At 44.2% G+C, this 26,875-nt stretch carries 26 protein-coding genes; 6 read left to right on the top strand and 20 right to left on the bottom strand.

Annotated features, from left to right (window positions below; all coding sequences use genetic code 11):
• Positions 1–145 precede the first annotated feature (145 nt).
• The 10 genes from ACQ76V_RS13975 to gcvT all read right to left on the bottom strand — a co-directional run bounded on the left by ACQ76V_RS13975 (position 146) and on the right by gcvT (position 10,715).
• Complete coding sequence (locus ACQ76V_RS13975) at positions 146–556, bottom strand: ExbD/TolR family protein (RefSeq protein WP_441001125.1); 411 nt, start codon at positions 554–556, stop codon at positions 146–148.
• Complete coding sequence (locus ACQ76V_RS13970; RefSeq protein WP_441001124.1) at positions 556–1,254, bottom strand: MotA/TolQ/ExbB proton channel family protein; 699 nt, start codon at positions 1,252–1,254, stop codon at positions 556–558. The genes ACQ76V_RS13975 and ACQ76V_RS13970 overlap by 1 nt, the downstream gene beginning before the upstream one ends.
• Before the next feature lie 58 nt (positions 1,255–1,312).
• Positions 1,313–2,476 (bottom strand): SPOR domain-containing protein, encoded by a 1,164-nt coding sequence (locus ACQ76V_RS13965; RefSeq protein WP_441001123.1) that lies wholly within the window; start codon positions 2,474–2,476, stop codon positions 1,313–1,315.
• Positions 2,477–2,484: 8 nt separating this feature from the next.
• On the bottom strand, positions 2,485–2,682 hold the full coding sequence (locus tag ACQ76V_RS13960) for an HU family DNA-binding protein (protein WP_441001122.1): 198 nt from the start codon (positions 2,680–2,682) through the stop codon (positions 2,485–2,487).
• The gene (locus ACQ76V_RS13955; RefSeq protein ID WP_441001121.1) at positions 2,683–4,386 is read right to left on the bottom strand and encodes a hypothetical protein; all 1,704 of its coding nucleotides are present in this window, start codon (positions 4,384–4,386) and stop codon (positions 2,683–2,685) included.
• Between the two features lie 196 nt (positions 4,387–4,582).
• Positions 4,583–5,614 (bottom strand): lysylphosphatidylglycerol synthase transmembrane domain-containing protein, encoded by a 1,032-nt coding sequence (locus tag ACQ76V_RS13950; protein ID WP_441001120.1) that lies wholly within the window; start codon positions 5,612–5,614, stop codon positions 4,583–4,585.
• A gap of 17 nt (positions 5,615–5,631) precedes the next feature.
• A complete protein-coding gene (locus ACQ76V_RS13945; RefSeq protein ID WP_441001119.1) occupies positions 5,632–6,267 on the bottom strand; it encodes a LolA family protein in 636 nt (211 codons plus the stop codon).
• Positions 6,242–8,779, bottom strand: coding sequence for a DNA translocase FtsK 4TM domain-containing protein (locus ACQ76V_RS13940; RefSeq protein ID WP_441001118.1), 2,538 nt, complete (start codon positions 8,777–8,779; stop codon positions 6,242–6,244). Before ACQ76V_RS13940 ends, ACQ76V_RS13945 begins: the two co-directional genes overlap by 26 nt.
• Positions 8,763–9,506, bottom strand: coding sequence for a 2-phosphosulfolactate phosphatase (locus ACQ76V_RS13935; protein ID WP_441001117.1), 744 nt, complete (start codon positions 9,504–9,506; stop codon positions 8,763–8,765). Before ACQ76V_RS13935 ends, ACQ76V_RS13940 begins: the two co-directional genes overlap by 17 nt.
• A 69-nt stretch (positions 9,507–9,575) precedes the next feature.
• On the bottom strand, positions 9,576–10,715 hold the full coding sequence (gene gcvT / locus ACQ76V_RS13930) for a glycine cleavage system aminomethyltransferase GcvT (RefSeq protein ID WP_441001116.1): 1,140 nt from the start codon (positions 10,713–10,715) through the stop codon (positions 9,576–9,578).
• A gap of 386 nt (positions 10,716–11,101) precedes the next feature.
• Between gcvT and ACQ76V_RS13925 the strand changes: the two genes are divergently transcribed.
• The gene (locus ACQ76V_RS13925; protein ID WP_441001115.1) at positions 11,102–12,256 is read left to right on the top strand and encodes a P-loop NTPase; all 1,155 of its coding nucleotides are present in this window, start codon (positions 11,102–11,104) and stop codon (positions 12,254–12,256) included.
• Between the two features lie 78 nt (positions 12,257–12,334).
• Here ACQ76V_RS13925 and ACQ76V_RS13920 read toward each other — a convergent pair whose 3' ends face one another.
• From ACQ76V_RS13920 to hutI, 6 genes are all read right to left on the bottom strand, one after another.
• Complete coding sequence (locus ACQ76V_RS13920) at positions 12,335–12,811, bottom strand: SRPBCC family protein (RefSeq protein WP_441001114.1); 477 nt, start codon at positions 12,809–12,811, stop codon at positions 12,335–12,337.
• Positions 12,812–12,994: 183 nt separating this feature from the next.
• On the bottom strand, positions 12,995–13,930 hold the full coding sequence (locus ACQ76V_RS13915; protein WP_441001113.1) for a formimidoylglutamase: 936 nt from the start codon (positions 13,928–13,930) through the stop codon (positions 12,995–12,997).
• A 187-nt stretch (positions 13,931–14,117) separates the two neighbouring features.
• On the bottom strand, positions 14,118–14,300 hold the full coding sequence (locus ACQ76V_RS13910) for a hypothetical protein (protein WP_441001112.1): 183 nt from the start codon (positions 14,298–14,300) through the stop codon (positions 14,118–14,120).
• Between the two features lie 115 nt (positions 14,301–14,415).
• Positions 14,416–14,727, bottom strand: coding sequence for a hypothetical protein (locus tag ACQ76V_RS13905; RefSeq protein ID WP_441001111.1), 312 nt, complete (start codon positions 14,725–14,727; stop codon positions 14,416–14,418).
• A gap of 25 nt (positions 14,728–14,752) precedes the next feature.
• Positions 14,753–15,340 (bottom strand): adenylate/guanylate cyclase domain-containing protein, encoded by a 588-nt coding sequence (locus ACQ76V_RS13900; RefSeq protein ID WP_441001110.1) that lies wholly within the window; start codon positions 15,338–15,340, stop codon positions 14,753–14,755.
• Between the two features lie 20 nt (positions 15,341–15,360).
• The gene (gene hutI, locus ACQ76V_RS13895) at positions 15,361–16,581 is read right to left on the bottom strand and encodes an imidazolonepropionase (RefSeq protein ID WP_441001109.1); all 1,221 of its coding nucleotides are present in this window, start codon (positions 16,579–16,581) and stop codon (positions 15,361–15,363) included.
• A gap of 189 nt (positions 16,582–16,770) precedes the next feature.
• On the opposite strand from hutI, the gene ACQ76V_RS13890 reads away from it, so the two are divergent.
• Entirely contained in the window at positions 16,771–18,015 is a 1,245-nt protein-coding gene (locus ACQ76V_RS13890) for a hypothetical protein (RefSeq protein WP_441001108.1), read from the top strand.
• A 51-nt stretch (positions 18,016–18,066) separates the two neighbouring features.
• Here the strand turns inward: ACQ76V_RS13890 and hutH are convergent, their stop codons facing one another.
• Positions 18,067–19,620, bottom strand: coding sequence for a histidine ammonia-lyase (hutH, locus tag ACQ76V_RS13885; protein ID WP_441001107.1), 1,554 nt, complete (start codon positions 19,618–19,620; stop codon positions 18,067–18,069).
• A 64-nt stretch (positions 19,621–19,684) separates the two neighbouring features.
• Between hutH and ACQ76V_RS13880 the strand changes: the two genes are divergently transcribed.
• A complete protein-coding gene (locus ACQ76V_RS13880) occupies positions 19,685–20,344 on the top strand; it encodes a class I SAM-dependent methyltransferase (protein ID WP_441001106.1) in 660 nt (219 codons plus the stop codon).
• Here the strand turns inward: ACQ76V_RS13880 and ACQ76V_RS13875 are convergent, their stop codons facing one another.
• A complete protein-coding gene (locus tag ACQ76V_RS13875; protein WP_441001105.1) occupies positions 20,345–20,818 on the bottom strand; it encodes a DUF456 domain-containing protein in 474 nt (157 codons plus the stop codon).
• 157 nt (positions 20,819–20,975) lie between these two features.
• Positions 20,976–22,160 carry an MFS transporter gene (locus ACQ76V_RS13870; protein ID WP_441001104.1) on the bottom strand — a complete coding sequence of 395 codons (1,185 nt, stop codon included), beginning with the start codon at positions 22,158–22,160 and terminating at the stop codon, positions 20,976–20,978.
• A gap of 280 nt (positions 22,161–22,440) precedes the next feature.
• On the opposite strand from ACQ76V_RS13870, the gene ACQ76V_RS13865 reads away from it, so the two are divergent.
• Together ACQ76V_RS13865 and ACQ76V_RS13860 are read left to right on the top strand one after the other, a co-directional pair.
• A complete protein-coding gene (locus ACQ76V_RS13865) occupies positions 22,441–22,695 on the top strand; it encodes an alpha/beta fold hydrolase (RefSeq protein ID WP_441001126.1) in 255 nt (84 codons plus the stop codon).
• A 13-nt stretch (positions 22,696–22,708) separates the two neighbouring features.
• Positions 22,709–23,119 (top strand): hypothetical protein, encoded by a 411-nt coding sequence (locus tag ACQ76V_RS13860; RefSeq protein ID WP_441001103.1) that lies wholly within the window; start codon positions 22,709–22,711, stop codon positions 23,117–23,119.
• Between the two features lie 130 nt (positions 23,120–23,249).
• Here the strand turns inward: ACQ76V_RS13860 and hutU are convergent, their stop codons facing one another.
• Positions 23,250–24,920, bottom strand: a complete 1,671-nt coding sequence (hutU, locus tag ACQ76V_RS13855; protein ID WP_441001102.1) for a urocanate hydratase — start codon at positions 24,918–24,920, stop codon at positions 23,250–23,252.
• A 205-nt stretch (positions 24,921–25,125) separates the two neighbouring features.
• On the opposite strand from hutU, the gene ACQ76V_RS13850 reads away from it, so the two are divergent.
• Positions 25,126–26,820, top strand: a complete 1,695-nt coding sequence (locus tag ACQ76V_RS13850; protein ID WP_441001101.1) for a peptide MFS transporter — start codon at positions 25,126–25,128, stop codon at positions 26,818–26,820.
• The last annotated feature ends 55 nt before the right edge of the window (positions 26,821–26,875 follow it).

The raw sequence follows: 26,875 nt of genomic DNA, 5'->3' as shown, positions 1-26,875 counted from the left end.
ATGAAGGACGAACATTGGTCTCAATCGAAAAGGTATACAGCAGAAATACTATAAACATAGCAACGTGTATCCCTCCTGTTACAGCAAGGGCAAAACGATCTTCTTCGTTATTGAATACAGGTTGCTCCATAAAGGTGTCGCTGTCTTAGCGAGATGCCTGTTCTGTGGCCATTATGATTTTCAAATTCAGTGCCTTTGCAATGTTCATGACACGTACGGCATTATCAATAATAGCATCTTTATCCGCTCGCAGAACAAGTGTAGCCTCCGATTTATTTCCTCGGGCTTCGCGCAGTGCCGAGGCTAACATTCCGCTGCTGGTAGGTTCACCGTCAACATAAAATTGACCATCTTTTGTTACCGCCACGGTGATGAACTGAGATTCTGTTTGTGCACCGGTTTCCGCTTTCGGGATGTTAACTTTAATCCCAAAATTGGTAACAAACGATGACGTTAACAAGAAGAAAATAAGGAGCAGTAATACGATGTCGGTCAATGACGACTGTGAAAAAAGCGTCAGTGGCTCCATGCGTTCATCATCTTTTCTAAAATCCATTATCCTACCTTCTCATGTTCTTTTTCTTTCTTGTTTGACGGCGACTGCAGCAGGTCTATGAAATCAGCGGATGCATTTTCCAGCTCATGAACCATTCTATTTATCTTGCCAAGCAAGAAGTTATAAAACCCATAAGCAATAATACCTACGATCAATCCCGTTGCCGTGGTAATCAATGCCTCCCAAATACCGCCGGCCAACACACTTGGATTCACATTTCCCTGGAGCGACTGAATATCCATAAAAGCCTCAATCATTCCTGTGACCGTTCCGGTAAACCCTATCAAAGGGGCGACACCGGCAATGGTTGCCAGCCAGTTCATGCGTTTTTCCAGATGATAAATCTCCTTCTTGCCTGCATTTCCGATGGCATCCTCAATATCCCGTATGGACCTTCCCAGCCTGCGGATGCCAGCCTTAAGAATACGCGCCAGCGGCTTATCGATACCATCACAGTAGGTTAAAGCCCGTTGACGATCTCCGTCTTTAAGCATGCTTTCGACCGTTCGTAAAAAACCATCAACTTCTACTCGTGCATTATTTAATGAGCGCCAACGCTCGGCAATAACATAAACCGCCACCAAGGAGAGAATAAACAACGGAATCATGAGCACGCCCCCTTCGGCCAGCAATTCCAACATCGACATGCTTTGCTGTTCTGCAGCTAAACTTAATGTATCAGCTGCTGTTGTATCCATTTGTGCTTGTATTATCAAAAAGAATAACGCTTGCATAGTATATATAGTTACGTGTCTGTTATTGAATTCTTTTTATAAAATTATTGTCTCGATACCGTTTTGGAATATCACCAATGGCCTGCTGAGCTTCAGAAACATTTTTGAACTGACCTAACCCAACCCGATAATAGGTTTCACCTTGTACTTGTGCCTGGCTAATCAACGCTCGAAAACCAGCATTCTGCAATTGTTGACGATTTTGTTCAGCAATTTGTTGATCACGCAAAGAATGAACAACAATAGTGTATCCATTGCTTATCGTTTGATTCGGTTCTCCATACAATCCATAGCGATTTTGCTCGGCAGTCGGTTGACTAACAGCATCTTCTTCCTCTGTTGATACTGCTGACGACTGCTCAGGTTCCACAGCCCCTTCATCTTGTCCTGACTGTTCTTCTGATTGCGTGTTAGCACCCAAAGGATCTACCTGTTTGGTGGATTGGGAAGTTGTCCTGGAAACGTCAGTTCCGCTTGTCCCAGAAATACTAATATCATAAATCAACCATCCACCAATACCTACCACCAATATCACAACTACCGCGACCAGGACCGTCCCAATCGTATCTCTGGCTTCTTTTTCCTCCCCAGTAACCTCGTCGGGGTCGGTACTTTCTACTGGGTCTGATGATCCTTCCTTTTTTGAGTCCTCCGAATCAGCATCTACTGTTCCAAAAACGGTATCAAAAACCTCTTCTGCTTCTTGCTGATCTTCAGTCTCCGAACCCCCAGGCACAATAGATTCTTTTCCCACCTTTTCAGGTTCTGTTACCGGCTCTGATTGGCGCTCTTCAACTTGCTGCTCTTCTTCCTTTTGATCATCAGTAGCCTCGTTATCAAAAGCCCATTTATCTTCATTTAGTCCAGCGGATTCCGCCTCAGTCATATCCATTTCGGGCACTTCCTCATCCGTCTCCGGCTCTTTAAACGCTCCAATAAGTTCTATGGGTTTCATCCCCGCATATTTGTTGTTGATCTCCGTCTCAAGAGTATCTCCGGGCTCAAACTGTAACCGTCCCTCTTCCATATTAAAGGTACCAAAGCCTTCAACTTCAAAGGTCTTGCCCTCATCGGCGGCCTTTTGAATTTGATTTATTAGTTCTGAAAGTTGTGCTTCAACCTGCTCACGATCTGATCCGGTTTTTTTCTCCAGAAGTGATATCAGTTGTTCCTTGTCGATAATCATATCCCCAGTTAGTTTTCCGGAATAAAAGTGATGGTATCCTTAGGCGGCATCATCACAACTCGGCCGCTGTCATACTGTTTTTGAAATTGTTTCTGATGTTCAAACTCAAACCTGCCAACGCCTTCGAGATATACCTCGTTTTTTCGAGTTACTTCTTCGCGTATTACTTCAGAAAAAGCTTTTATAAACTCTTTATCCATCGCCATTTATAATCTTACTGTTACCCCTCCATACGCCTGAAACGGTCGCTCAGGATAGCCTTGCCAAACCTCGTAATCCTGATTTAATGCATTCACTAATTTTATATATGCCCCGAACCGTTTTGTGATTTGCACATCTGCCCGGCCCCCAAGTAATATATAGCCATCCAATTTTTCATCCGCTTGAAAAGTTCTTCGTGAACCTACATAATCAGCCCAAGCTTCGAAAGTTATTCCATCAAAAGGTTGCACTGTTAGGCCTGAATTAACGCCTATTTTTTCCTCAAAAGGGATGCGCCCGCCGCCGTCAAGTTTGGGTGAACGTAAATAGACCTTTCCATTGACCAACAATTTTCCCGGAATAATCTGATGTGCTACACTGGCATAGGCTGACACCTTATAAACATCTCGGTATTGCATCTCATAAAATCCATAAGCTGGGTTCCCGGGCTGCCCAATATCCGAACGCATATAGAGTGGATAATCAGAGATATCCTCGTACTGTATTCCGAATTTAAACTCTCCTTGATCAGCATATTCCACACTTGCTTCTCCCTTTCCATACATACGGTATGTATGCCGCAGGATATTATTAACAGTTAAAAAACGATTCTCTTTGTGACGCTGCTCTAATGTTTGTACATAGGGATTGGCTCCGGCCGTAATTTTTAACGTCAATATATCCATAAGGAGATGCTCTACCGTAACCTCTGGTCCCAAATATATCTTTTCATCAATACTATTTTGAGCAAAATAGACGCTGGCATCAATTTTTACTTTCGTTGAATAGTTAAAAAGACGCTCATAAACCGCGCCGCCCTGAACGGTAACCCAAGAATCTTTAGCTATGGCATTTTCATAATTCCCACCTTTAGTACCAACTTTGGCAGTAAAGGTCTCATCCGTATTTCCGCCAGCCCATCGTTTGGCCACCGAAACGTTATACACGCGCTCCTCACTCTTTCCCGTCAATACATCCGCATTGTTAAGATCAATATTATAGTACCGAATATTGGCATCTGCTTTCCATCCGGTAACGGTATTTTTAAAATGCCGGAACTCTGTTCCCAGATTAATCCCATTATACTCTTTGCGCGCATCTGACGGTATGGTGGATGCTGGCAGATCAAACATATTGTTAAAACTGGTTTTGAATCCCCCCGATACTGACAGTTGACTTTGTTCGCTTAACTTTGTTGCGTATTCGGCATTGGAATCAAAAAAGCGAAAACTGCTGTTTTGGTTATCCAGATGGCCATCAGAAGAAGAATAGTCAAAGTCACCGGCAATGTAACTCTTGCTATTTATGCGTTTTAAGCCCCAAAATTGGGCTTCGGGACTTGCATAACTTCCAAATCCTAATCGGCTGTATACGTTCTTTGGAGAAGAATAAGGGAAAGTTCTATAGGCTGGGGGTTCCGGACGCGACAACTGGCTTACCGGCAAGTTTGCTACAACCTGTTCATGAGTTTCCATGAAAGGCGTTCTATTGGGATCTATCTGATATACTCGTGGATTGGGATCAAAACCCAGGATGGGTTGTCGCCGCAACCCCGGAAATCGTGCCTGGAACTGGCTGCGTATTTCAATATCCTGTGGATCAATCTCCGGCAGCATAGACGATTCGCTTTCCTGCTGCTGTTGTGCAACTACAGGGTTAGCGGCCAAAACCGCCATAATAATAAATACTATTGCTGAAAAACCTTTCATAAAAAAATATTTCTGCTGTAAGCTCAAAAATCAGTTTTAAAGGTACTAATTTTTTAGCAACGATTAATGTCTCAATTCAGCAAATTTATACCTTATTTGAGACCGTCTGTTTCGAATAACGACAAAATAATAATAGAATTGCAATAAGCTTAAGGCTCAAATGAAAAGTCCGGAATAATACTATTCGTATAACAACTTATACTACCGGCTTTCCAGCCTTGGTGGAGCGCAATTTATCAACAAATAAAAATATGGGAGTAATACTTATTACAAACATTACCATAACTCCATGAGTAATTGTGGCGTAGGCAATACCCGTAACAGCAGGTATGGCAAATAAGACCAATAACGACTGTTTTACAAAATAATGGTAGGTGCCCAATCCACCCGGTGACGGAATGGCAATCCCAATTGCTGAAATCACCGTAATGACCAGCGCATCCAACATATCCAGATTATACATTTCCTGCATATCAAACATCCAGAACGGAATATAGGTCATCAGCGTATAACACAACCAGATAAAGATGGTATAGAGTATGAACAGCCACCATCGTTCTACATCGCGCGCCGCCATCAGGCCATTTTTAAACATGATAAAGGCCCTTTTAGCCTTAAAAATCCACTTTCTCAGGACTTCAAACTTAGAGCCAAGGTAAATGACAAGCTTTATCAACAATATGCCTATACCTGCAACAGCTGCCAGCAAAAAAGCTACCCACAAATACGTTAGTAAGCTCGATTCATTCGTAAGAAAATTAATAGTTTCATCCCCAAAAATTTGCCGCAACAAGTTCATATCGGCAATAACATAAACCGAAACCACCACCATCAAGAACGCCATAACCGCAACATCAATCACGCGCTCCAATACGATTGTCCCCATTAGTTTAGAACTGCTCAAACCTTCCTTTTTGCCTACATAAACCGGCCGGGAAACCTCTCCAAAACGCGGACCAACCAGATTCATCACATAGCCCACCAAGACACCGGAAATGAGCGTAATGCGATCAAGTTCTTTTTTATCCTTTTCAATAAATAATCGCCAGCGTTCGGCTCTAAAAATATGACTGAAGAGGGCTGTAATCGCAAATGGGAGCAACCATCCAAACTGGATGTTCTTTGAATATTCCCAAACCTCTTGTAACCGAACATTCCGAAAGGCCAGCCACATAAAAAGAGCTCCCAGCGATAGTGCGAGTCCAATCTTTATTACTTTTTTATACATTAATCTCTAACAGTAAGTTAGTTTCGCATGTCAACTTTTTCGGCGCTCTCGGGATAGCTTAGAGTAAACATTCCCTCCTCGGGCTTCATAAATTTACCTTCAGAAAAGGTGGTGGTAATAATATTATCAGCCGGATCGACCGCTACAATCTTTTTCGGTATCAGGCTTTTAGTCAGAAAAAGTTCTACCTTTTTATAGATAGCAAACGGATCATCAGAAGAAAGCAAGATATATATTTCATTTTCGCGAATCTCCTGATTTTGTACTGTAAAGGTAGAATCAACTCCATTCAAAATACGAGAAGGGGCAAAATCATCATCTTCTGGCTCGTACTTGCTAATGATAACTCTATTCCTATCCTCATCGTACACCGTAGATGTTTTTCCATCCACCACAACAGATTTATTGTCAGCCTGTACCCTGTACTCCTGATTGCCAACCCAAATATGTCCACTGCTGGCAACCGTATCGCGAGTGTAGGAGTCTACTGTTTGATGGTGAAATTCAGCCTTGAAAATTGACCCGTTCTCAAACGTCTGTTTTAATTTAGAAAAAGGAGATTCTTGTCCCAGTGTCAAGGATGGCAACCCCAAACCAACAATATATACAATCAGAATTATTTGTAACTTATCGGTCAAATTCTTCCAGATCATCTAATAATTCTTCTAATTCTTCTTCATCGTCAACTAATACATCACGCGCTGTACTACCCTGATAAGGGCCTACAACTCCGGCGTTATAAAGCTGATCAACAATTCTTCCGGCCCGGTTATAGCCAATTTTGAGCTTACGCTGCAACAGTGAAACCGAACCCTGCTGATGTAATACAATTACTTTGGCAGCCGCCTCAAACAGTTCATCAATATCCTCGAGCGGATCGGGAATATCGCCACTTGATGTGGATTCATCTTCTAAAACAGGTAATTCGTACTTATTATTGTATCCTTGTTGATTTCCAATAAAATCAGTAATGCTTTCCACTTCTTCAGTAGATACAAAGGCATTCTGAATTCGGGTCATACCGCCCCCGTTAGTAAACAACATATCACCGCGCCCGATAAGCTGATCGGCTCCGCCTGTATCAAGAATAGTTCTTGAATCAACTTTTGAAGCCACCTGGTAAGCAATGCGAGCGGGGAAGTTGGCTTTTATCGTTCCTGTAACCACATTTACCGACGGACGCTGTGTTGCCACCACCAAGTGAATGCCCACGGCACGAGCTAGCTGAGCCAAGCGGGCAATCGGCTCCTCAATATCTTTTCCGGCAGTCATCATCAAGTCGGCAAGCTCATCAATAAGCACCACAATATAGGGGAGGTGGCGATGTCCTTCGTCCTCATCGAGCTCCCCACTATCAAACTTTTCGTTATAAGCACGGATGTCACGAACCATACCGTCTTTAAGCAGATCGTACCGCTCGTCCATTTCTTTGGTTAGGCTTTCGAGCGTTTCTTTCGCTGCAGAGGTATCCGTAATGATAGGTTCTTCGGCGCCGGGAAGCGTCGCCAAAAAGTGTTTCTCAATTTTCTGGAACAGTGAAAGTTCAATCTTCTTGGGATCGATCATTACGAACTTCAGATCATCGGGATGACACTTGTACAAGAGACACGTAATAATTGTATTGATCCCAACCGTTTTACCTGAACCGGTCGCGCCGGCAATAAGCAAGTGCGGCATCTTGGTAAGATCCACCATAAATACTTCATTCTCGATGGTTTTCCCGAATGCCACCGGCAGCTCAAAATCACTTTCAACAAACTTTTTGGTGTTAAGCACCGATTTAATAAACACCGTTTCTCGCGATCCATTGGGCACCTCAATCCCCACCGCCGAACGACCGGGTATGGGCGCCATAATACGCAACCCTTTCGCCGCCGTAGCCATCTTTAAGTCATTGGCATAACTCTCGATCTTACTGATTTTTACGTCTGGCGCAGGATCCAGCTCATAAAGTGTAACGGTGGGTCCTACAATGGCGTTAATACTTCGAATCTCAATATTATGTCGCTTCAGCTTATCAAGGATAATACGCTTGTTCTCCTTGATCTCTTCAAGGTCTACCTCATTTCCTTCATTGGGCGGCGAATCCAGCAGATCTATGGTCGGAAACTTATAGCGAACTTTGGGCACTTCCTTGGCTTTATCCTTATTCTGCTTATCCAGTTCCTTCTCATCCGCCTGCTCATCGCCTTCACCTACATACACCGAAATATCAACATCGTCCTCTTCATCTTCGGCAATTTTCTTCTTTTCGATATCGGCCCGGGGACGCTGATCCAGCGATTTTACTTCTTCTTCCTGCTTTTTACGGCGCTCAATATCCTGCTGGTGCGACTCTTCTACAATTTCATCAATAGATTTTGGTTCAGTCTGCGGTTCCGGCTCTGATTTTTTGGGTGTTGATTGCTGTTTGCTTTCAGGCTGTTTAGCCTGCTTCCGCATTTGCTTTTCAGCCTGTCGCTGTTTCTCAATCTCTTTCTGTTCAGCTTCTTGTTGTTTACGCTTTCTTTTTTCCTCTTTTTTCTTGCGGCGACGTTCTTTCCAGTCTGTATACGAAGCCTTAATATTCTGAATCCATTCTTTTACCCGCTCTACCGTGTGCTGCAGGTCACGATCTAACAATGCCAGCAGCGTTGTTAACAGGAATACCCCAAGAATAATAATTGAACCGATACCGGTAATATTTTGTAGAACACGAGCGATATAAAATCCGGCCGAGCCATTCCATACCGACTCAAGCCAATCGTAATTAGTATTTAACCATCCCATAATAGTAGAAAGCAATACCATACTCCAGATGCCGTAGGCCGTGGGCCATAACATCAGGCTGATATCCCGGTCCCTGAATATAAACCAGCCGTATCCAACAATGATAAGCGGCATAATAATACTCATATATCCGAACAGCAGATGGACAAAAAAGTGAGCAAGATAGGCACCTATGACACCGAGCCCATTTTGGATACGAAGCGCCGGCCCCTGATCCAGGGCAAATAAACTGTCGGTTGAAAGGGATTCAATAAGCGTGTAGTCCGCAGGGTTATAAGTAACAATGCTAAACCCCAGCAAACCACCTATAGCCATTACCAAAATCCCGAAAATCTCCATTTTCCGGGACTCTGAAAGACCTCCCAAAAAATTGTCAGAACTATTTTGCTTTGCCATTTATATCCGTAATGATTCCTTCATTAAGTGCCGGTAAAATATCCGTAATACTGCGTTGACAGCAATACTCAAGGTCGTCTACGCTGACGATATCCTTAAGCCGAATCGCATAATTCGACGATTTGATGCTGTTTTCTATATCATCACCAAATTTTTCATAAAGACCAAAAGCAACTTTTGCGCCATCTCTGGCCTCAATGGGTAAATTGCCTCCACAAAGGTCATAAATTATGTTTCCGGCACAAAGAATATCCTCCAACGAAAGTCGGCCCCGCCATCCTGCACAGACAAGCAGTACTTCTTCGTCATCGAGCTTTTGCAAATATTCAACAATAGCTTTCAGATTCAGAAATGAACCAACAATAATGGGATCTGCCAAGCTGCACCTTCTAATCGCTTTGGTACCATTGGTAGTATTCAGAATGATGGTCTTTCCTTTTACTACTTCCTCCGTATGCTCCAGTGGTGAATTCCCAAGATCATATCCATCAATCGTAATGCCATTTTTTTCGCCACTCATCAGAAAACTTTGAGCATCGAGATTGTGCGAAATCTTGCTGGCGTCATCCATATCCTCCACCGCTATAACGCCCTTGGCCCCATTTTGCAACGCCGTTACCATCGTTGAGCTGGCACGAAGAACATCAATGATCACGACTGTTTTATCACGAACATCTTCCTCCTTAAATGAGTACGCCGAAGAAAATACATCAATTTTATTTATCATATGCTTTATGTGTTACAAACTCTGTTTTACCCGATTGATATTAGCAACTATTCCGGGCTGAGGCTACTTTTATTTTACAAACGGTGGTTTTGTTACTGTGGCCTCGGCTTTTTTGTTTCGGATCTCTACGTAAACCGTATCGCCCCCCTCGGCATAATCAACAGAAACATAACCCATGGCAATATTGGTACCCAACGTTATCGATCGCGATCCGCTGGTCACAAAACCAATTTCATTATCATCCTCATCAAAAATGGTGTACCCCTTACGCGGGATAGAACGTTTATCGTCAATGGTAAGTCCCACTAATTTTCGTTGCAATCCTTTTTCTTTTGCCTGAACTAACGCTTCTCGACCAACGAAACCACCTTTATCCAACTTGGTGAGCCAGCCCATTCGCGCCTCCAGCGGATGAGTATCCTTTGTAATATCATTGCCGTAAAGTGCAAAACCTTTTTCCAGACGCAGGGTATCCCGAGCGCCCAGACCGCAAGGCTCAATTCCAAATTCTTCACCGGCCTCCATAATCGCGTTCCAGATGGCTTCCGGATCTACATGGTCCTTGTTGAAATAAAGCTCAAACCCTTTTTCGCCCGTGTAACCCGTAGCTGATAACGTCACATCATCAAACCCGGCCAGTGTTCCCAGTTCAAATGTATAAAATTTAATGGCAGAAAGGTCCGTATCCGTTAGCTTTTGTAATGTCTCAACAGCCTTGGGACCCTGAACAGCAAGCAGGCACGTATCATCAGACAGGTTCGCCAGCTCAGCATCAAACGAATTATTTTTCTCAATCCATTCGAAATCCTTCTCAATATTCGAGGCATTTACTACCAAAATGTATTCATTATCACTGAGCATATACACCAGCAAGTCATCCACGATACCACCATCCTCATAACACATAGCAGAATATTGTGCTTTGCCCGGTTCCAACGTCGAGGCATCGTTAATGGTTACATACTGAATCAATTCCAGTGCCTCATCGCCCGTCACATAAAATTCGCCCATATGTGAAACGTCAAACATACCCACTTTTTCGCGCACGGCATTATGCTCTTTGCGGATGCTATCGTACTGCACGGGCATCTCAAACCCTCCAAAGTCGATGAGCTTGGCTCCGGCTTGTTCATGAATATCGTAAAAGGGCGTTCGTTTAAGCATAGCTACTTTGTAGTTTCGTATTATTTCAACTTTCCAGTCGCCCAAAATACGGATTTCGCATTAGAATTGAGAATCCTAATCATCCCTTATTATACTTTGCTGATCGTCGGCTCTGCAGTACATGGATCATCGGTTGCAATAATTTACGTGGCGGTCAAGCTAACTGCCACGAATGCATCCGGAATTGAGGTTTTGATGAGTTCATCTGAAGCGAACTGGATTTTATTCGGACTGATGATTTGTCCTAAGTCTGCTTTTAGTTTCACACCTTTAGTTATATTACAACTCCTCCCACCATAACCCGATCAAACAGTCTCATTTGAAATCTATCCAACCGAATTCTTTTCCCTCAGAAACCGTTTAGCATCTGGCAAGAAATCATTATCTTTCAGGACTGAAAAATTTAGCCAAAATCGAAGATATTTTAACTCATGGCCATTAATAAGCAGCAAGTTCGCACAGCACTTACCCATGTGATGCACCCCGGGATGGAAAAAGATCTGATAAGCCTGGATATGATTGAGGATCTGATCGTCCAGGACTCCTTCATCACCTTTACGATTGATCTCCCTGAAAAAGATCCCAAGCTGGAATCAACCCTTAAAGAAAAATGCGAAGATGCCATCCGGAAGTTCGTAAATAAGGATGCGGTTCTCGATATCACTACGGCAGTAAACATTTCGAAATTTCGTAACAATGAAGAAAAAGGGGAATTCCCCGGACAGGGCCACCGTAAAAAGCGCGAAGAGCAGGAAGATCAGGATGAGGAAGTGCTTTCGGGTGTTAAAAATATCATTGCCGTGGCCTCAGGAAAAGGGGGCGTGGGAAAGTCTACCGTAGCTGTTAACCTGGCCTGCGGATTAGCTCGTACGGGTGCTAAAGTAGGATTGTTGGATACCGATATTTACGGCCCCAGTATTCCTACCATGATGGATGCCCACGGGCGACCCAATATTACCACCCAAAAGAAGCTTATTCCCAAAGAAAAATATGGCGTTCGTTTTCTATCTATGGGAATGCTTGTTGACCCGGACCAAGCCATGATCTGGCGCGGCCCCATGGTGACCAGCGCCGTTAAACAATTTATGAATGAAGTGGAGTGGGGCGAACTGGATTATATGGTCTTGGACCTTCCTCCCGGAACTGGTGATATTCAGCTTACACTGGTTCAAACCGTTCCATTGACGGGAGCAGTGATTGTTTCTACCCCGCAGGATGTGGCTCTGGATGACGCAAGAAAAGGTGTGGCAATGTTTAAGAAGGTAAATGTGCCGGTATTGGGGATGGTTGAAAACATGGCCTACTTCATCCCTGAAGATATGCCGGAGAAAAAATACCACATCTTTGGCAAGCATGGTGTTCGCAACCTTGCCGAACGCATGGGGACCAACTTTTTGGGAGAAATACCGCTGGAACAAAAAGTGCGTGAAAGCAGTGATGAGGGCAAGCCCATTGTGCTGGGTGATATGGAAACGAAATCAGCACAAAAATTTGTAGAGCTATCGAATAATGTCATTCAGCAGCTGGCTATCCGTAACCAAGAGCAAGATCCCACGGAGAAAATCGATATTAAAATTCGTCCGTAACTGAACGCAGAAAAGGCAGATTAAAAAGGTCTTTGTAGATATCTTTTAAAGATTTAAATCTGGGAAATCAGGTCAGTGTCATCCGTATTCTATTTCCGCCTTTTTGGTATTGTAGCGATGATGCAGTACTTGCTTTCGGTATTCAAAAATATCGCGCAGCTTATTTCTGATCAGTAGGCTATTCGCGACTTTACCCAATATGCCATACGGGGGTACATAACTCACCTCATCAATCATCTTAACCCCCGACTCTACCTCTTCTATTTTATGATAGTGATACCAAAAGCGATACGGTCCAATCCGCTGCTCATCAACAAACTCTTTTCCGGGAACAATATGCTTTATTTCCGTTACCCATTCCGAATGTCCCAACAAAGGGAGCTTCACATCATACTCGACCAGCAAGCCGTTATACATTTTCTCCGGCACGTCACTGATGATCGTAAAATCAAGTTCCGGGGGCGTAATCTCATTCAGATTAGCCGGATGCGATATAAAATCCCACAGTTCTTCGGATGAAATGTTTAAAATTTGTTCTTGGTGAAGTCTGTACATAAATCTTCCCTATCTGTCTATTGATATTCAACAGATAACTACAAAACCGGTGCACAGAAGGTTCCGTCGGCACAAAATTTATCGAAATAGCAAGTCGGCAAGCAGAGCAGTAAAGAAAACCAATAGTGCCGAATAGACTTTCAATCTAAGCTAACCCTTCCCGTCCATATTTTTTGTTTTTTTCTACCGCTGACTTAATCCCAGCAAAAAGTTCCAAATGGTAAGAGCTGCCAGCTTTGCTGTTTGATTATCACGATCGTGGCGCGGGTTCACCTCCGACAAATCAAAGGAGGTGACCTGCTCGTTGCGACCCGCCAGATATGCGACCGTCAACCATAAATCAGCAGGCAACCCATTGGCACAGGGAGCACTAACACCCGGCGCCTGGGATTGATCCACGGCATCCATATCGAAGGTAACCATCAGCCGATCACTCTCATGCTGATGAAAGAACCCTGAAATAGAGGTGATGTTCGTTTCATCCCGCAGCAAATAATCTCCACCGGATTCTTTAACATACTGCAAATGCGATCTGGCTACAGAATGAGGTTGCAATCCAGCGACCAGATACATTTCGGCGCATTCACTTTCGTGTTCTATGGCCTGACGAAACGGAGACCCGGAATGGGCCCTCCCTTCTTTGAGGGAACGTACATCTGTGTGCGCATCCAAATTAAAAATAGCGGTTTTATAGCCCGCCTCTGCATATCCCGAAAAATGTCCGAAGGCCGTTTCGTGTCCTCCTCCAAGGATAATTGGAATTATGCCCTGCTCCAAATAACCCGCTAACACCTGCCCCAGATTTTTCTGATCCTCTTCCACCTCGTAACGGATATTCAAATCGCCCACATCTTTAATAGCACCAATTAAATCCACAAAAGGATTATAATTTTCAGGGTCGGGCGTCATCTTATACAACTGCTCGCGAATAGCCTCAGGCGCATCCGCCGCGCCGGTACGTCCGCCATTAATGGCAACCCCCTTATCGGATGGAAAACCAATGATTACAGCCTTCGGTAGTTCTTCTTTATTGAGGTTGGAACCCAACAGATGACCAATACGGGAATCATTATCTACTCTTTCAGGAATATCGGTCGAAACTTTGGTTAAATCTGGCATAAGTGACTAATTAATTTTTCTGAATTCTTTAAGCAGTATCCCAATGCCGGTAATCACCGTCATCGGAAACACAAACCACCCAACAACCAAGTTAAATACGGGTAGTAGATGATGCCCTGTTGCTGTTAAAATCAAATATAGTGTGAAGGCTACATAATATCCTAAAAAGAGTGACCTCTCCCAACGGCTAATCATATTGCCGGTAAAGTACACAGGCAAACATTCGATGGCAGTCGTTATCCATTTCCATATCCTCCATCTTAATATCAAAGATGGACTCATAAAATGTTTTTGCTCTACTCAATTTCTTCGCCGGTATTTTAAACAATGCAACGGCATTCTTCATTTTCCGCATTATTTTTGGTGCCATAAGATCTCATCTTTAAAGGAGTTTAGTTATTCCATTTCTACGACACCAAAGCGAATTCAGTTCCACAAATGATGTAGGGGAACACCCACGTTTTTCAATGCGAAATTGCGTGAACTTAATCTTCAATATCACGATCCACAATTTCATTATCCTCATTAATAAATCCCTCGTAACGAGCCAGCTGAATAAGAGTAGTTGATAACAGCTGATCGATGTTCATGGATGAGGACTTAAGCCATTTATGTGTGGCTTTATCCTCGGGGTATTTCTCGATGCAGTTCTCGGTATATTTTGTAAAATTACGTACCTCTTCTAAGATCTCCATCAGACGTGCCGGACATTCACACTCGATCATATCCGCATGTTTTTTTAACTCTTCTACCGCTTCTTCACTTATCTGACTTCCATCTTCTACTGTTATATCCATTTGTTGTTGAAACTATTTTTTGCCATTAGTTCATTGGTAATAACCAGTGAGTGGTAATCTGATTCTTTTTTCCACTGATCTTTCGGGCGGGCATTTTCCGGAAATTAAAATCCTCTTTCACCCACCTATAACTACTGTTTGATAACAAAATATCTACCGAAAAATGTTTGGTCAACCTTTCAATACGCGCCGCCGTATTCACCACATCCCCCAATACGGTTTTTTGATTTATTTGCTCCGTCTTAATTTCACCATAGGCCACCTCCCCACTATGGATGCCAATCCCAATAGATACCACACTTTCTACGTCTAAGTACCGTTGCGTGTTTATCTGCTGTAGTGCAGACCGCATTTCAATAGCGACTTTGCATGCACTTTGGATGTGAGAGTCATCAGCCTGTAGCACTCCAAAATGAGCCAAAAAACCATCGCCCGTAAAACGATCTACCGCACCGCCGCCTTGCTCAACTACCGTCCCCAATTCCGCCAATACAGAATTGGCAAAAGCAACGGCCTTAAGCGGATCCTCTTCTTCAAATAAGTGAGTAAAATTGCGGATATCACAAAACAGGATTGTCCCATTTTTTTTATCCGCCTCAAAATTATCGGACATATCCATCAGATTAGCCATTATCAACTCCTGAGTAATTCTCGACCTTTTTTGAAACTTCTTAAGCATTGCCCCCCTTTATAATGATACATCCAAAAGTTAGGATCCGGGGCATCAATAATCGCAAAATCGGCCTGTTTCCCTTGTTCAATAGAACCCAGCCTTACATCTCTTTTAACGGCCTTGGCTGCATATATTGTCGCTCCCTTCAGCACTTCATCGGGTGTTAACCGTCCATGATTACAGGTCAACATCATCGCCAGTGGCAAGTCGTAACTGGGCGCCGAACCGGGATTAAAATCAGTAGCTACCGCAACATCTACTCCACCTGTTACTAAACGGCGACAATCCAGAAATTCTTCTTGCGTGTAGAGTGACGCCAGTGGCAAGGTAACTCCCACCACTCCTGCTTTCGCCATCGCCTCAATGCCTTCATCCGAAATCTTCTCCAGATGATCTGCACTGGCCGCCCCTACTTCTGCCGCCAACTCGGCCCCACCGCACGAGGTCAACTGATCGGCATGGAGCTTGGGTGTCAATCCCGCAGCCTTGGCTGCCATTAAAATTCGCTGCGATTCATCTATGGTAAAAGCCGATTCCTCGGCAAAAATATCACAAAAATCAGCCAGCTTTTGCTCGGCAACGGCCGGTATCATTTCATCAACTACTAAATCAATATAACTTTCGCGATCGTCTTTATATTCGGGCGGAATAGTGTGGGCTCCCAAAAAGGTGGATACGACTCCCAAAGGCTGCTCCTCGGCCAACCGCCGATATACGCGCAGTATTTTTAACTCCTCCTCTACGGATAATCCATACCCACTCTTGCATTCCACGGTGGTTACCCCCAGCTTAGCCATCTCTTTTAAAAATCCGGCTGCCTTATCATACAACTCATCTTCAGTGGCTTTCCGGGTGTCTTTTACTGTAGAAAGGATTCCACCACCGGCTTTTGCTATCTCAAGATAACTTTTTCCCTGCACCCGCATCGCAAATTCATCAGGCCGCCATCCGCCAAATGCCAAGTGCGTATGACAGTCAACAAGTCCGGGAATAACCATCTTCCCGTCCGCGTCAAATTGTTGTTCGTTGGCATATTTTTCGGGCAGATTCTTTTCACGCCCTACCCATTCTATGGTATCATTCTTCCAGGCGATAGCCGCATTTTTTATGGGATGGATCTCATCTTGCGCCCCTTGATCTTTACACGTTGCCAAAAATCCGATGTTTGTTAGTACTGGCATATTTTGCTGATTAGTTAGCCAAAATTTCTATTCTAAACCACGGTCAACAAAATAACAAATAGCCCGATTTATTAGAAGATTCAAACATGACTATATCCTTACTTCTGCGTAGCTTTTCTATCAGACAGATGCCAAAAAGAGAGGGCATAACAAAAAGGAATATCAACGGCTTTTTAGAGGGAAATTACCATGGCTTATTTAATCAACAAGAGATTTCTATTACTATTCATCATAGGTTTTATTCCAATCTTGGTTTATTCTCAAAGTTATTCCGACTATGAATTTCGAAAGTTCAGCATCGCGGTTAACGGAGGCGCAAGCCTGGGAGATACCAACAGAAACGAATACTTTTTGTCGAGTAATTTCAGTCTTAACACCAAAGACTCCTATTCGTTTGGAGGTAGCTTACAGTACGCCTTAACCCCAGCCTGGTCGCTCGAACTCGGTTATCAACGAACAGATATTAAAGGATTAGACTCTCCGTTTGAGACGAAGGTGAATATGATCGCATTCCGAAATATTATCAATCTTAATCAACTTCTAATGATCAACTTGATCACTGAGCGCATTAACCCGTTTTTAACCGCCGGTGTTGGTTACGACATGTACAATTATCGTCTTGCCACTGAAAAAATCTATAACCATAATTCAAGTTACAATCTGGGAGCCGGCATCGCATACAAACTTACCAACACAGTTGATCTGTTTACCCACTACGATTTTCATATTGGATCAAATGAAATGGATAATGATACTGAAGGCTGGGGTGCTGATATGATCAATGCACTCACTGCAGGAGTCCGCATCAATTTTGGAAAAACTAACGCCATTCACCCCTCATGGAAACCTTTCCCGGCCGATTTAAGCCAATCGGATTACGAGCTGTTCGTAGCCCAGGTTGATCGCATCAACACATTAAATACGCAGCTTGAAGAACTGGAAAAACGAAGTGACCAAAACGACCAAAAGCACGATTCCACCATTCAAGACAATCGTGCGGCCATTGATTCCCTGAATGTGCGCATGGATCGCCTTGAACAACGAATGGACGATCTTGAACAAGCTTTTGCCAACCTTAAAGGATCGATTAATCCCGTTGCCGTAAACCAAGAAACAGGAAAAGCAGAATTACTCCCGGCCGGTCATTACGTGCAAATTTTTGCCTCATATGCGTTGTTGCCTGCCCAACGCGTTAGAAAATATGCTATGGATCAGCTAAACGATTCCTTACAAAATGCTGAAGAAAAGATTTTTATCATCAAGCGTAAGCGGTACTATGAAGTGTTAATTGGTGTACTTACGGAATTTGAGGATGCCTCAAATATCCAACAGATTATGACTAATTTCCATGAGGATGCGTACGTAATCTCCTTTCCTCGTCCGGTTAACTTAATGACGGATTTTGAGGGATTAAAAAAAGTGGATGAGAACTAATTTATTGTCCTAAAGACACCGGGCACCGCCTCGGTACCCTGAAAATTTAAATTATATTAATTCAGTCAGCTTCTTTTCTACTTCTTGTACCATGCTTCTATTTTGCAGCAACTCAACCGCCTTGCTGATATCATCCTTAAAATAGTGATCCTCCTCGGCGTGCGGTATCGCATCGCGTACAAACTCATGGGCTATTTCTACGCCGCGACCCGGTCGTAATGGCTTGCGAAAATCCAACGCCTGCGCAGCGGTAAACAATTCAATAGCTAATACCTGTTCCACATTTTGATAGACCTCTAACAGCTTCAATGCACTGATACTCCCCATACTTACATGGTCTTCCTGCCCCAAGCTTGTGGGAATCGAATCTACCGAAGAAGGATGGCACAGTACCTTGTTTTCGGATACTAAAGAAGCCGAGGTGTATTGCGGAATCATAAATCCTGAATTAATGCCCGTTTCTTGCATCAATAGCTCCGGCAATCCATCATGGCCTTCGAGCAGCAAATACGTTCGTCGCTCAGAAATACTGGCCAGTTCTGCCAGAGCAATTTTGGCGTGATCTAACGCCAGCGCCAAGGGCTGGCCATGAAAATTCCCACCACTGATGATATCACCATCCTCAAAAACGAGGGGATTATCGGTTACCGAATTAAGCTCTGTTTCAATGCTCTGTCGGCAGTAACGCAGTCCATCGCGGCTGGCGCCATGCACCTGTGGGACGCATCGCAAACAGTACGGATCTTGCACTTTTCCGCAGTCACGATGTGACTCTAAAATCTCACTTTCCACCAACAACTCTCGTACATTATTAGCTACCTCCTGCTGACCTTTATGCGGACGAATTTCGTGAATGCGCTCATCAAACGGCTTTATGCTTCCTTGCAACGCCTCCAGACTCATAGCCGAAATGAGATCAGCAGCTTTCAATAAGCTCAGCGACTTTTCAAGCACATACGCGCCATAAGCCCCCATCAGCTGGGTGCCGTTAATCAGGGAAAGCCCATCTTTAGCTTGCAGATCGATAGGTTCCAAATCGTGTTCATTCAGCACTTTCTCGGCAGGAATCGTATCTGATCCATCAGCATTCCAAAACAACCCATACCCCAGCAGCGGCAACGACATATGGGCCAAAGGAGCCAAATCTCCCGAGGCCCCCACACTGCCCTTTTCGGGCATGGCAGGAATCAGATCATGGTCAGAAAAATAGATCAAGCGATCAAAGGTCTCTTCTGAAATTCCGGAATTGCCCAGTCCCAACGCATGGATTTTAAGCTGTAGCATCAGTCGGGATATATCTTTGGGAATCAATTCGCCCACTCCCACCGAATGAGATAAAATAAGATTGCGTTGCAACTGCTTAAGCTCTTCCCCATCTACCCGTTTGTTAGCAAGTGCCCCAAATCCAGTATTGATGCCGTACATCGGCTCATCACGATCAAGCGCATTTTCCACCACCAAACGGGCATTTCTAAGGGCTGTTTTATCTCTCTTTAGATGGTTAATGCTTTGGGTAAGGTCGTCATACAAATTGGCTATGGTAATATTCACTGTATTGCTTTTTTGTTCCCGATATTTCTTAAAATACGAGGTCTTTTGCCCCATCCCAATTGTGTTTTTTGTATCTTTTCTTTCGCCTATCAATATATCCCAATCGAAACATAATACCTTGATTCCCGGATACTGCATACTCTGTAAATGCTCAAAAATTGATTATTTTTATGAAGATACCTCTGAGCATCATGCATCGGTGTACTACCAATGCCAAAACTGCGGATTGATTTTTGCCCCGTCAAAAGACCGACCAGACCGAAAAGAAGAGCTTGCCCGATATGAAACCCACGACAATGACCCCCAAGATGAAGGCTACCGGAATTTTCTGAACCAACTTTTTGAGCCTCTCAATGCGTTATTAGAACCGGGAAGCAAAGGGCTCGACTTCGGATCAGGCCCCGGCCCTACCCTCAACCTGATATTTGAAGAAGCAGGTCACGAGATGCGTATTTATGATTTGTTTTACGATAACGATAAATCTGTCTTTGAAGAAAAATATGATTTCATCACAGCCACTGAAGTCGTTGAGCACCTTTTTAACCCAGGCCAGGAATTAGATCGATTGTGGAAATGCTTGCGGCCGGGAGGTTATTTAGGCATCATGACTAAAATTGCAGAAGATAATGTCGACTTTTTTGCCCATTGGCATTACCGGCTGGATATCACGCACGTTACATTTTATACCCAGGAAACCTTTCACTGGCTTGCCAATCACTGGAATGCATCGGTTGAGTTTCCGGCTGACCGAGTCATCATCTTCCAAAAGCCTGAATAATTAAAATGTATTTATCACAAAGTAATACGCCATCACTCCGCTGGCTATTACTTTCATCAGGGTATTTACCAGCAATCCTGCAAAGGATCCGATCGCCGATTTTAGTGCGCGATCCGAGGTTTTTCCACCAATAAGTTCTCCAGCAAAAGCCCCCAGAAGTGGTCCTAATATTATTCCAAAGGGAGGAAAGAAAAATATCCCGATCACCATACCCAACAGGCTGCCCCAAATGCCATACAGTGATCCGCCAAACTTTTTTGTGCCGTAGGCGGGAATCACGTTATCCAAAATCATAATAGCCACAACGATAAGAGCCCAGACTACTAAAAATGTGGTTGTAAAAGGTTGGTTAGCTATTTGTAAAACAAGCAATCCGCAATAAGTTACCGGTGTTCCGGGCACAACAGGCAGGAATGAGCCAATAAGGCCAGCGAAAATTAAGAACGATCCAACGACAAGTAGAATAGTTTCCATAGGCTATATTTCATATTGATTGATCAATATAGTAAACGAAAACTTAAGGTCTGGGTTGCAGGACTATTTAATTAGAATTGGAATTGCCCAAAAAATAGACTCACCCTTAGAAAGGTAAGCCTAAAGACTTTAACCCTTTAAACCTTATAAAGGAGGTTTATATAGCAGCAACTTGCTCCTGATATCTCCCTATTGATATTGCTCCCAAAACTGGTCCAGCTACCATCACCAGAAACACCAGCGGATCCTGCCACTGCGCCCATAACAGATTTGTGAGTTGGATGCTGATAATAGTGACTGCAAAGCCAATGCTGTTGACTATAGTAAGTCCCGTGGCGACATAATTCGAGTCCGAGGAGTGGGCTACAAGCCTTGAAAACTGTGGTGAATCAGACACCACAAACAGTCCCCAGGCAAACAAGAATGTGATAAACAATGCAAACGGCAGCCCAACAAAAAGGGGCAGGGCCAGACAACAGAGACCAGAGCCAATCAGCGAGAAAAGTGCCACTTTTTTGCTACCAATTGAGAGTGACCAGTGTCCGCCTACAGCACAACTGATGCCTCCAACACCAATCACTGCAAATGACCACAAAGAGATACTCCCTGCCGGCACCTCATTCAACTGCCCATAATATCCGATCATTAATGGGACAAAGGCCCAAAAGGTGTACAACTCCCACATGTGACCAAAGTAGCCCAATGCTGCTGATCGGAAATTTCTGTTTTTAAACAATTTAATAACTGCCGACGGCTTAAATTCACCCTTTTTACCTTGATAGGGACCATCCGGTACAGCAAAATAAAGTAACACTCCTCCTGCAGTGGCAAAGCAGGATGTAGCAAATAGAATCACTTTCCACGGTAAGTCAGCACTCATATACTTGATTAAATGGGGGAATGCGGTCCCTACAACCAATGCCCCCACCAGATAGCCCAAGGCCTTCCCAAGTCCTTCTTTGTGCCAGTCGGAAGCTATCTTCATCCCCACCGGATAAATGCCGGCCAGAAAAGATCCAGTTGCAAATCTGCTCAACATCAAAAGAGAGAATGTACTGCTATAAACAGTAAGAACATTGGCACCGGCTCCGAGGACCGCACACCACAAAAATACCTTGCCGGGAGAAATACGATCCGCTACACTTAGAAAAGCAAAGACCAGTGTACCGATAATAAATCCGAATTGTACTGCCGAGGTGATATATCCCACTGCCATCTCTGTAAGCTGTAGCTCTTGCACCAGATCCGGAATTACGGCATTCCCTGCAAACCAGAGCGAAGTTCCGGCAAACTGGGCAAAAACTATGACCGGAAGTATTCGGCTGGGAATGGATTTTGTCATAAAATAGATCAGTATTGATTTCTTTTGCACTCCATTATAACAGAATAATTCATCAAAAAAATAACATCTGAATGTAGAATTTCCGTATTTGATTTCATCAATAATCATTAGCTATTCAAGAGATGCGACCCTTCCTATCTTTCTTTGTCACCGTTTTATTTTATCTGCTATGCGTTATTCAATCCTCTAATGCTTTGAACCAAATTCCAAAGGATTCCCTGCGTATCACAGTTTCCAATGGTACAGAACTTTTTGTCAACGTCCGCGGCAACGGCCCTCCCTGCTTGTACATCCACGGCCGGGTGTAGGTTCATACTGGATGGAGAAACTATACGGGGAAAACTTGGAAAATTATTTTACCATGATTTACCTTGACCAACGCGGGTCGGGACGATCGGGTTCTGCTGCAAATAGTGACTATTCCCTTAATCGAATGGCACGTGATTTCGAAGAGGTACGACAACCTCTTAAAATCGATTCATTGATCACTTTTGTGTGGTATTCTGCAAATAATCCATGCCAAGTAATACCCTGAAGCTATTCGCGGAATGATGATGGTAGCATCTACCCTTTCCCTGAATGAAAGTATTAGTGATATGATCCACTACGCGCTTGACATGTTGGATATTCCATCTGAAGAACGGGATCAGTACTTAGATGAAACAAAATATCCCCTCGATCGATTGATGCCTCTTTTTCAAATTGCTCTAGAAAAAAATCTGTTTTGGAAATTTCGCTATGCAAATCCAGAAAATTACAACATAATGGATTTAGTGATGGCACAGGTCAACAATCCCAATTATGAATTTTCGAATCGTGCGTTTAGCATATCCGAATATTATGATGAGACCTACAAAAAATTGGTCCCAAACTTATCTATACCAGTACTATTATTTTATGGGAAAAAGATTACGCCATCAGAACAACCCATTCCGATGATGTTCACTTCCCAAAAATGACCAAGGTCTCATAAACAGGCGAACATGTGCCATTTATGGAGGGGAAATATGACCTTGAGATGGCCATTCGATTGTGGCTTGCAATAATCGAATGGGCATCACGCATCATCAGCAAAACCACCTATTTTTGTTAATCCACCATCGGCAGATCCACACCCCGCTCTTTGGCCGTTTTAATGGCTTCATCGTAGCCGGCATCAGCGTGACGCATAACCCCACTGCCAGGGTCATTGGTAAGCACGCGCTCGAGCCGTTCATCGGCCATATCGGTACCATCAGCCACACACACCATTCCGGCATGGATGGAATATCCGATACCAACCCCGCCGCCGTGATGCAGCGACACCCAGCTGGCACCACTTGCCGTATTAAGCATCGCATTCAGCAGTGGCCAGTCGGCAATAGCGTCGGAGCCGTCTTTCATATCTTCGGTCTCGCGGTTAGGCGATGCGACCGAACCGGTATCCAGATGGTCGCGGCCAATAACCAATGGCGCATCTACTTTTCCTTTTTTTACGAGCCAGTTAAACTTCGCTCCCATCTCAGCACGTTCGCCATATTCCAGCCAGCAGATGCGCGACGGCAGACCCTGAAACTGCACTTGATCCTGTGCTTTTCGGATCCAACGGTTAAGCGATTCTTTTTGGGGAAAAGTATCCAAAACAGCTTGGTCCGTCGTATAAATATCCTCGGGATTGCCTGAAAGCGCCGCCCAGCGAAACGGCCCAGATCCTCGACAAAACAACGGGCGCACGAATGCAGGGACAAATCCCGGAAAGTTGAACGCCTCATCCATTCCGCGATGATCAGCTACCTGACCGCGCAGGTTATTACCATAATCAAAGGTAATTGCTCCCTTCTTCTGCATCTTCAGCATGGTTTCTACATGTGTCACCATCGAGTCAAGCACCGCATCTTGGTACATCTTTGGATTGAGCTCCCGCTCCTCGGCCGCTTCCTCCAGCGACATTCCGGCCGGGATGTATCCCAATTGCAGGTCGTGGGCCGAAGTCTGGTCGGTCAATACGTCGGGGATAACACCTTTCTCCAGCATCTTGGGTAAAACCTCTGCCACATTTCCCAACAATCCTATCGAAAGCGCTTCGCCTTTCTCTTTGGCATCCAGCGCTTTTTCGAGCGCTTCATCCAGGTTCGTGCATTTTACATCGCAATAGCCGGTTTCCACGCGCCGGTCGATGTGATGCTCATCTACTTCGATTCCGATAAACGAAGCACCGTTCATGGTAGCGGCCAGCGGTTGTGCACCTCCCATACCTCCAAGTCCTGCTGTAACGACCAACTGTCCTTGTAACGTACCGCCAAACTTCTGCCGGGCACACTCGGCAAACGTCTCGTAGGTGCCCTGCAAAATTCCCTGCGTGCCAATATATATCCAAGAGCCGGCGGTCATCTGTCCGTACATGGTTAATCCCATTTTATCAAGGCGACGAAATTCATCCCAATTCGCCCACTTCGGGACCAGATGAGCATTAGCAATGAGTACACGAGGTGCTTCTTCATGGGTACGAAATACGCCCACCGGCTTACCGCTCTGCACCAGCATGGTCTCATCATCTTCGAGACGCTTCAACGTTTCCACAATTTTGTGATACGACTCCCAGTTTCGGGCGGCCTTCCCTCCTCCACCATAGACAATTAACTCCTCCGGCTTTTCGGCCACATCGGGATCCAAGTTATTCATCAGCATCCGCAGGGCGGCCTCTTGGTGCCAGCCTTTGCAATTTAACTCGTTTCCTGTTGGTGCCTTGATGTTTTTAACAACGCCTTTTTTTGTACTCATCACCACTGTTTTTATTTCGGATTTTGGAGAAATGTAATAAATATAGAGCGTTTTGCGTATTCAGTAATTTAAATTTGGTTACCAAAATTTGTGCTACATAATGCGAACGACGAAAAAGTTGCTTCACTATGTCGGTTTAATTATCATGCACGGCGTAAAAGTTATTTGTATTGGGAATTGCAATTCTAAATAAATACCAGTTTCAATGGCAAACGAACAAGCAGGGACGGTAGACACCGCCCAGAAAAATGACTTTTTTGGTCATCCACGGGGACTATCTACACTATTTTTTACCGAGCTTTGGGAGCGTTTCAGTTATTACGGGATGCGCGCTCTCTTGGTTCTTTATATGACGGCAGAAACGATGACCAGTAATCCCGGCTTGGGGTTCAGTGTTGGTAAAGCAACTGCTATTTACGGACTTTACACATTCTTTGTATACGTGCTTTCCCTTCCCGGAGGATGGATTGCCGATAAGCTCTGGGGACAACGAAAAGCTGTTTTCGTAGGTGGTGTCATTATTGCCGCCGGACACTTTAGTATGGCTGTTCCATGGATTGAATTCTTCTACCTTGGTTTAGCACTCATTGTAATCGGTACCGGTCTTTTAAAACCGAACGTTAGCTCCATGGTCGGCGACTTGTATCCCGAAGGCGGAGCACGTCGCGATGCTGGATTCTCCATTTTCTATATGGGAATTAACTTCGGGGCCATCTTAGGACCCCTGCTCTGCGGTGTCTTAGGCGAAGGATACAACTGGCACTGGGGATTCTCTCTGGCCGGATTCGGGATGGTGCTCGGACTGATCTCCTACAAATACGGATATAAATTTCTGGGCAATGCCGGAGAATTAAAAACCGGTGAAAGTCAAGAAGTGCTAAACGCTCGAAGCAGAAAATTCTACACTATTTTATCTGTTTCTGCGGGCGCTATTGTCACCTTCGCTTTTTTGATGAGTTCCGGAGTTATAAGCCTTGGCCTGCAAGATTTAGCGGGTTATCTTGGTGGCGCCGCTGTGACTATTACCATTGCTTTTTTTGCTTATATCATTTTCTTCGGCGGACACACAAAAGAAGAACAAAAGAAGCTGGGTGTCATTTTCTGGCTGTTTATTCTTGCAGCCCTTTTCTGGAGCGGATTTGAACAAGCCGGGTCTTCGCTGAACCTTTTTGCCAAAGACTTAACCAATCGAAACATTGGTGATATTGCCTGGCTTGACGGAGGCACCGCCCTGATCATAACGGCTCTAATTGCCATCCCTCTATTTTATGTGGTATACCGAGTATTTAAACGGGATGATCTTTGGGATTTTGCCAAAGGAGTGGTCGTTGTTTCATCGATCGGTATCATCATTTTCTTATACTGGTTGATTCGACAGATTGGCATTGGATGGGAAACACCGGCCAGTACGCTACAGCTGATTAATCCCTTTTTCATTGTTGTTTTCGCACCCATCTTTGGATTCATGTGGACCTGGCTGGCATCGCGCAATGCCAACCCCTCCATTCCGGTTAAATTTGCCTTGGGATTATTTGGCCTTGCTGCCGGATTTTTCGTTCTCTCTTGGGGCGCAGCTAACGCCACAGTTGAAAACCCTGTAAGTCCCGCCTGGCTTGTTGTTACCTATTTCTTACATACGGCCGGTGAACTTTGCTTGTCCCCGGTAGGTCTTTCATCCATGACCAAGTTGGCACCTAAAACAAGGGTCAGCCAAATGATGGGGATCTGGTTTGTTGCTGCTGCTGTTGGCAACCTGTTTGCAGGATTGATGGCAGGTCAACTTGAAACACTTGCTCCAAATAGCCTCTTCTGGTGGGTTGCCATGATTGTAGGCGGAGGCGGCATTATTGCTCTTATTGCAAGTCCTTTTGTACAAAAACTAATGGGCGATGTAGAGTAAAATTCTAACAAATTAAATTTTAAACCCTGTCATTGCTTAAAGCTTTGACAGGGTT

This window comes from Fodinibius sp. SL11 (genome assembly GCF_052060035.1).
In the GTDB taxonomy this organism is placed as follows: domain Bacteria; phylum Bacteroidota; class Rhodothermia; order Balneolales; family Balneolaceae; genus Fodinibius.
Note: the sequence above shows the minus strand (reverse complement) of the source record. Positions and strands in the feature narration are given on the sequence as shown.

Bases quoted from the DNA above. Each gene is read 5' to 3' on its own strand.
- ACQ76V_RS13975 (WP_441001125.1), bottom strand. From the start codon at position 556: ATGGATTTTAGAAAAGATGATGAACGCATGGAGCCACTGACGCTTTTT.
- ACQ76V_RS13970 (WP_441001124.1), bottom strand. From the start codon at position 1,254: ATGGATACAACAGCAGCTGATACATTAAGTTTAGCTGCAGAACAGCAA.
- ACQ76V_RS13965 (WP_441001123.1), bottom strand. From the start codon at position 2,476: ATGATTATCGACAAGGAACAACTGATATCACTTCTGGAGAAAAAAACC.
- ACQ76V_RS13960 (WP_441001122.1), bottom strand. From the start codon at position 2,682: ATGGCGATGGATAAAGAGTTTATAAAAGCTTTTTCTGAAGTAATACGC.
- ACQ76V_RS13955 (WP_441001121.1), bottom strand. From the start codon at position 4,386: ATGAAAGGTTTTTCAGCAATAGTATTTATTATTATGGCGGTTTTGGCC.
- ACQ76V_RS13950 (WP_441001120.1), bottom strand. From the start codon at position 5,614: ATGTATAAAAAAGTAATAAAGATTGGACTCGCACTATCGCTGGGAGCT.
- ACQ76V_RS13945 (WP_441001119.1), bottom strand. From the start codon at position 6,267: ATGATCTGGAAGAATTTGACCGATAAGTTACAAATAATTCTGATTGTA.
- ACQ76V_RS13940 (WP_441001118.1), bottom strand. From the start codon at position 8,779: ATGGCAAAGCAAAATAGTTCTGACAATTTTTTGGGAGGTCTTTCAGAG.
- ACQ76V_RS13935 (WP_441001117.1), bottom strand. From the start codon at position 9,506: ATGATAAATAAAATTGATGTATTTTCTTCGGCGTACTCATTTAAGGAG.
- ACQ76V_RS13925 (WP_441001115.1), top strand. From the start codon at position 11,102: ATGGCCATTAATAAGCAGCAAGTTCGCACAGCACTTACCCATGTGATG.
- ACQ76V_RS13920 (WP_441001114.1), bottom strand. From the start codon at position 12,811: ATGTACAGACTTCACCAAGAACAAATTTTAAACATTTCATCCGAAGAA.
- ACQ76V_RS13915 (WP_441001113.1), bottom strand. From the start codon at position 13,930: ATGCCAGATTTAACCAAAGTTTCGACCGATATTCCTGAAAGAGTAGAT.
- ACQ76V_RS13910 (WP_441001112.1), bottom strand. From the start codon at position 14,300: ATGGCACCAAAAATAATGCGGAAAATGAAGAATGCCGTTGCATTGTTT.
- ACQ76V_RS13905 (WP_441001111.1), bottom strand. From the start codon at position 14,727: ATGGATATAACAGTAGAAGATGGAAGTCAGATAAGTGAAGAAGCGGTA.
- ACQ76V_RS13900 (WP_441001110.1), bottom strand. From the start codon at position 15,340: ATGTCCGATAATTTTGAGGCGGATAAAAAAAATGGGACAATCCTGTTT.
- hutI (WP_441001109.1), bottom strand. From the start codon at position 16,581: ATGCCAGTACTAACAAACATCGGATTTTTGGCAACGTGTAAAGATCAA.
- ACQ76V_RS13890 (WP_441001108.1), top strand. From the start codon at position 16,771: ATGGCTTATTTAATCAACAAGAGATTTCTATTACTATTCATCATAGGT.
- hutH (WP_441001107.1), bottom strand. From the start codon at position 19,620: ATGGGGCAAAAGACCTCGTATTTTAAGAAATATCGGGAACAAAAAAGC.
- ACQ76V_RS13875 (WP_441001105.1), bottom strand. From the start codon at position 20,818: ATGGAAACTATTCTACTTGTCGTTGGATCGTTCTTAATTTTCGCTGGC.
- ACQ76V_RS13870 (WP_441001104.1), bottom strand. From the start codon at position 22,160: ATGACAAAATCCATTCCCAGCCGAATACTTCCGGTCATAGTTTTTGCC.
- ACQ76V_RS13860 (WP_441001103.1), top strand. From the start codon at position 22,709: ATGATGATGGTAGCATCTACCCTTTCCCTGAATGAAAGTATTAGTGAT.
- hutU (WP_441001102.1), bottom strand. From the start codon at position 24,920: ATGAGTACAAAAAAAGGCGTTGTTAAAAACATCAAGGCACCAACAGGA.
- ACQ76V_RS13850 (WP_441001101.1), top strand. From the start codon at position 25,126: ATGGCAAACGAACAAGCAGGGACGGTAGACACCGCCCAGAAAAATGAC.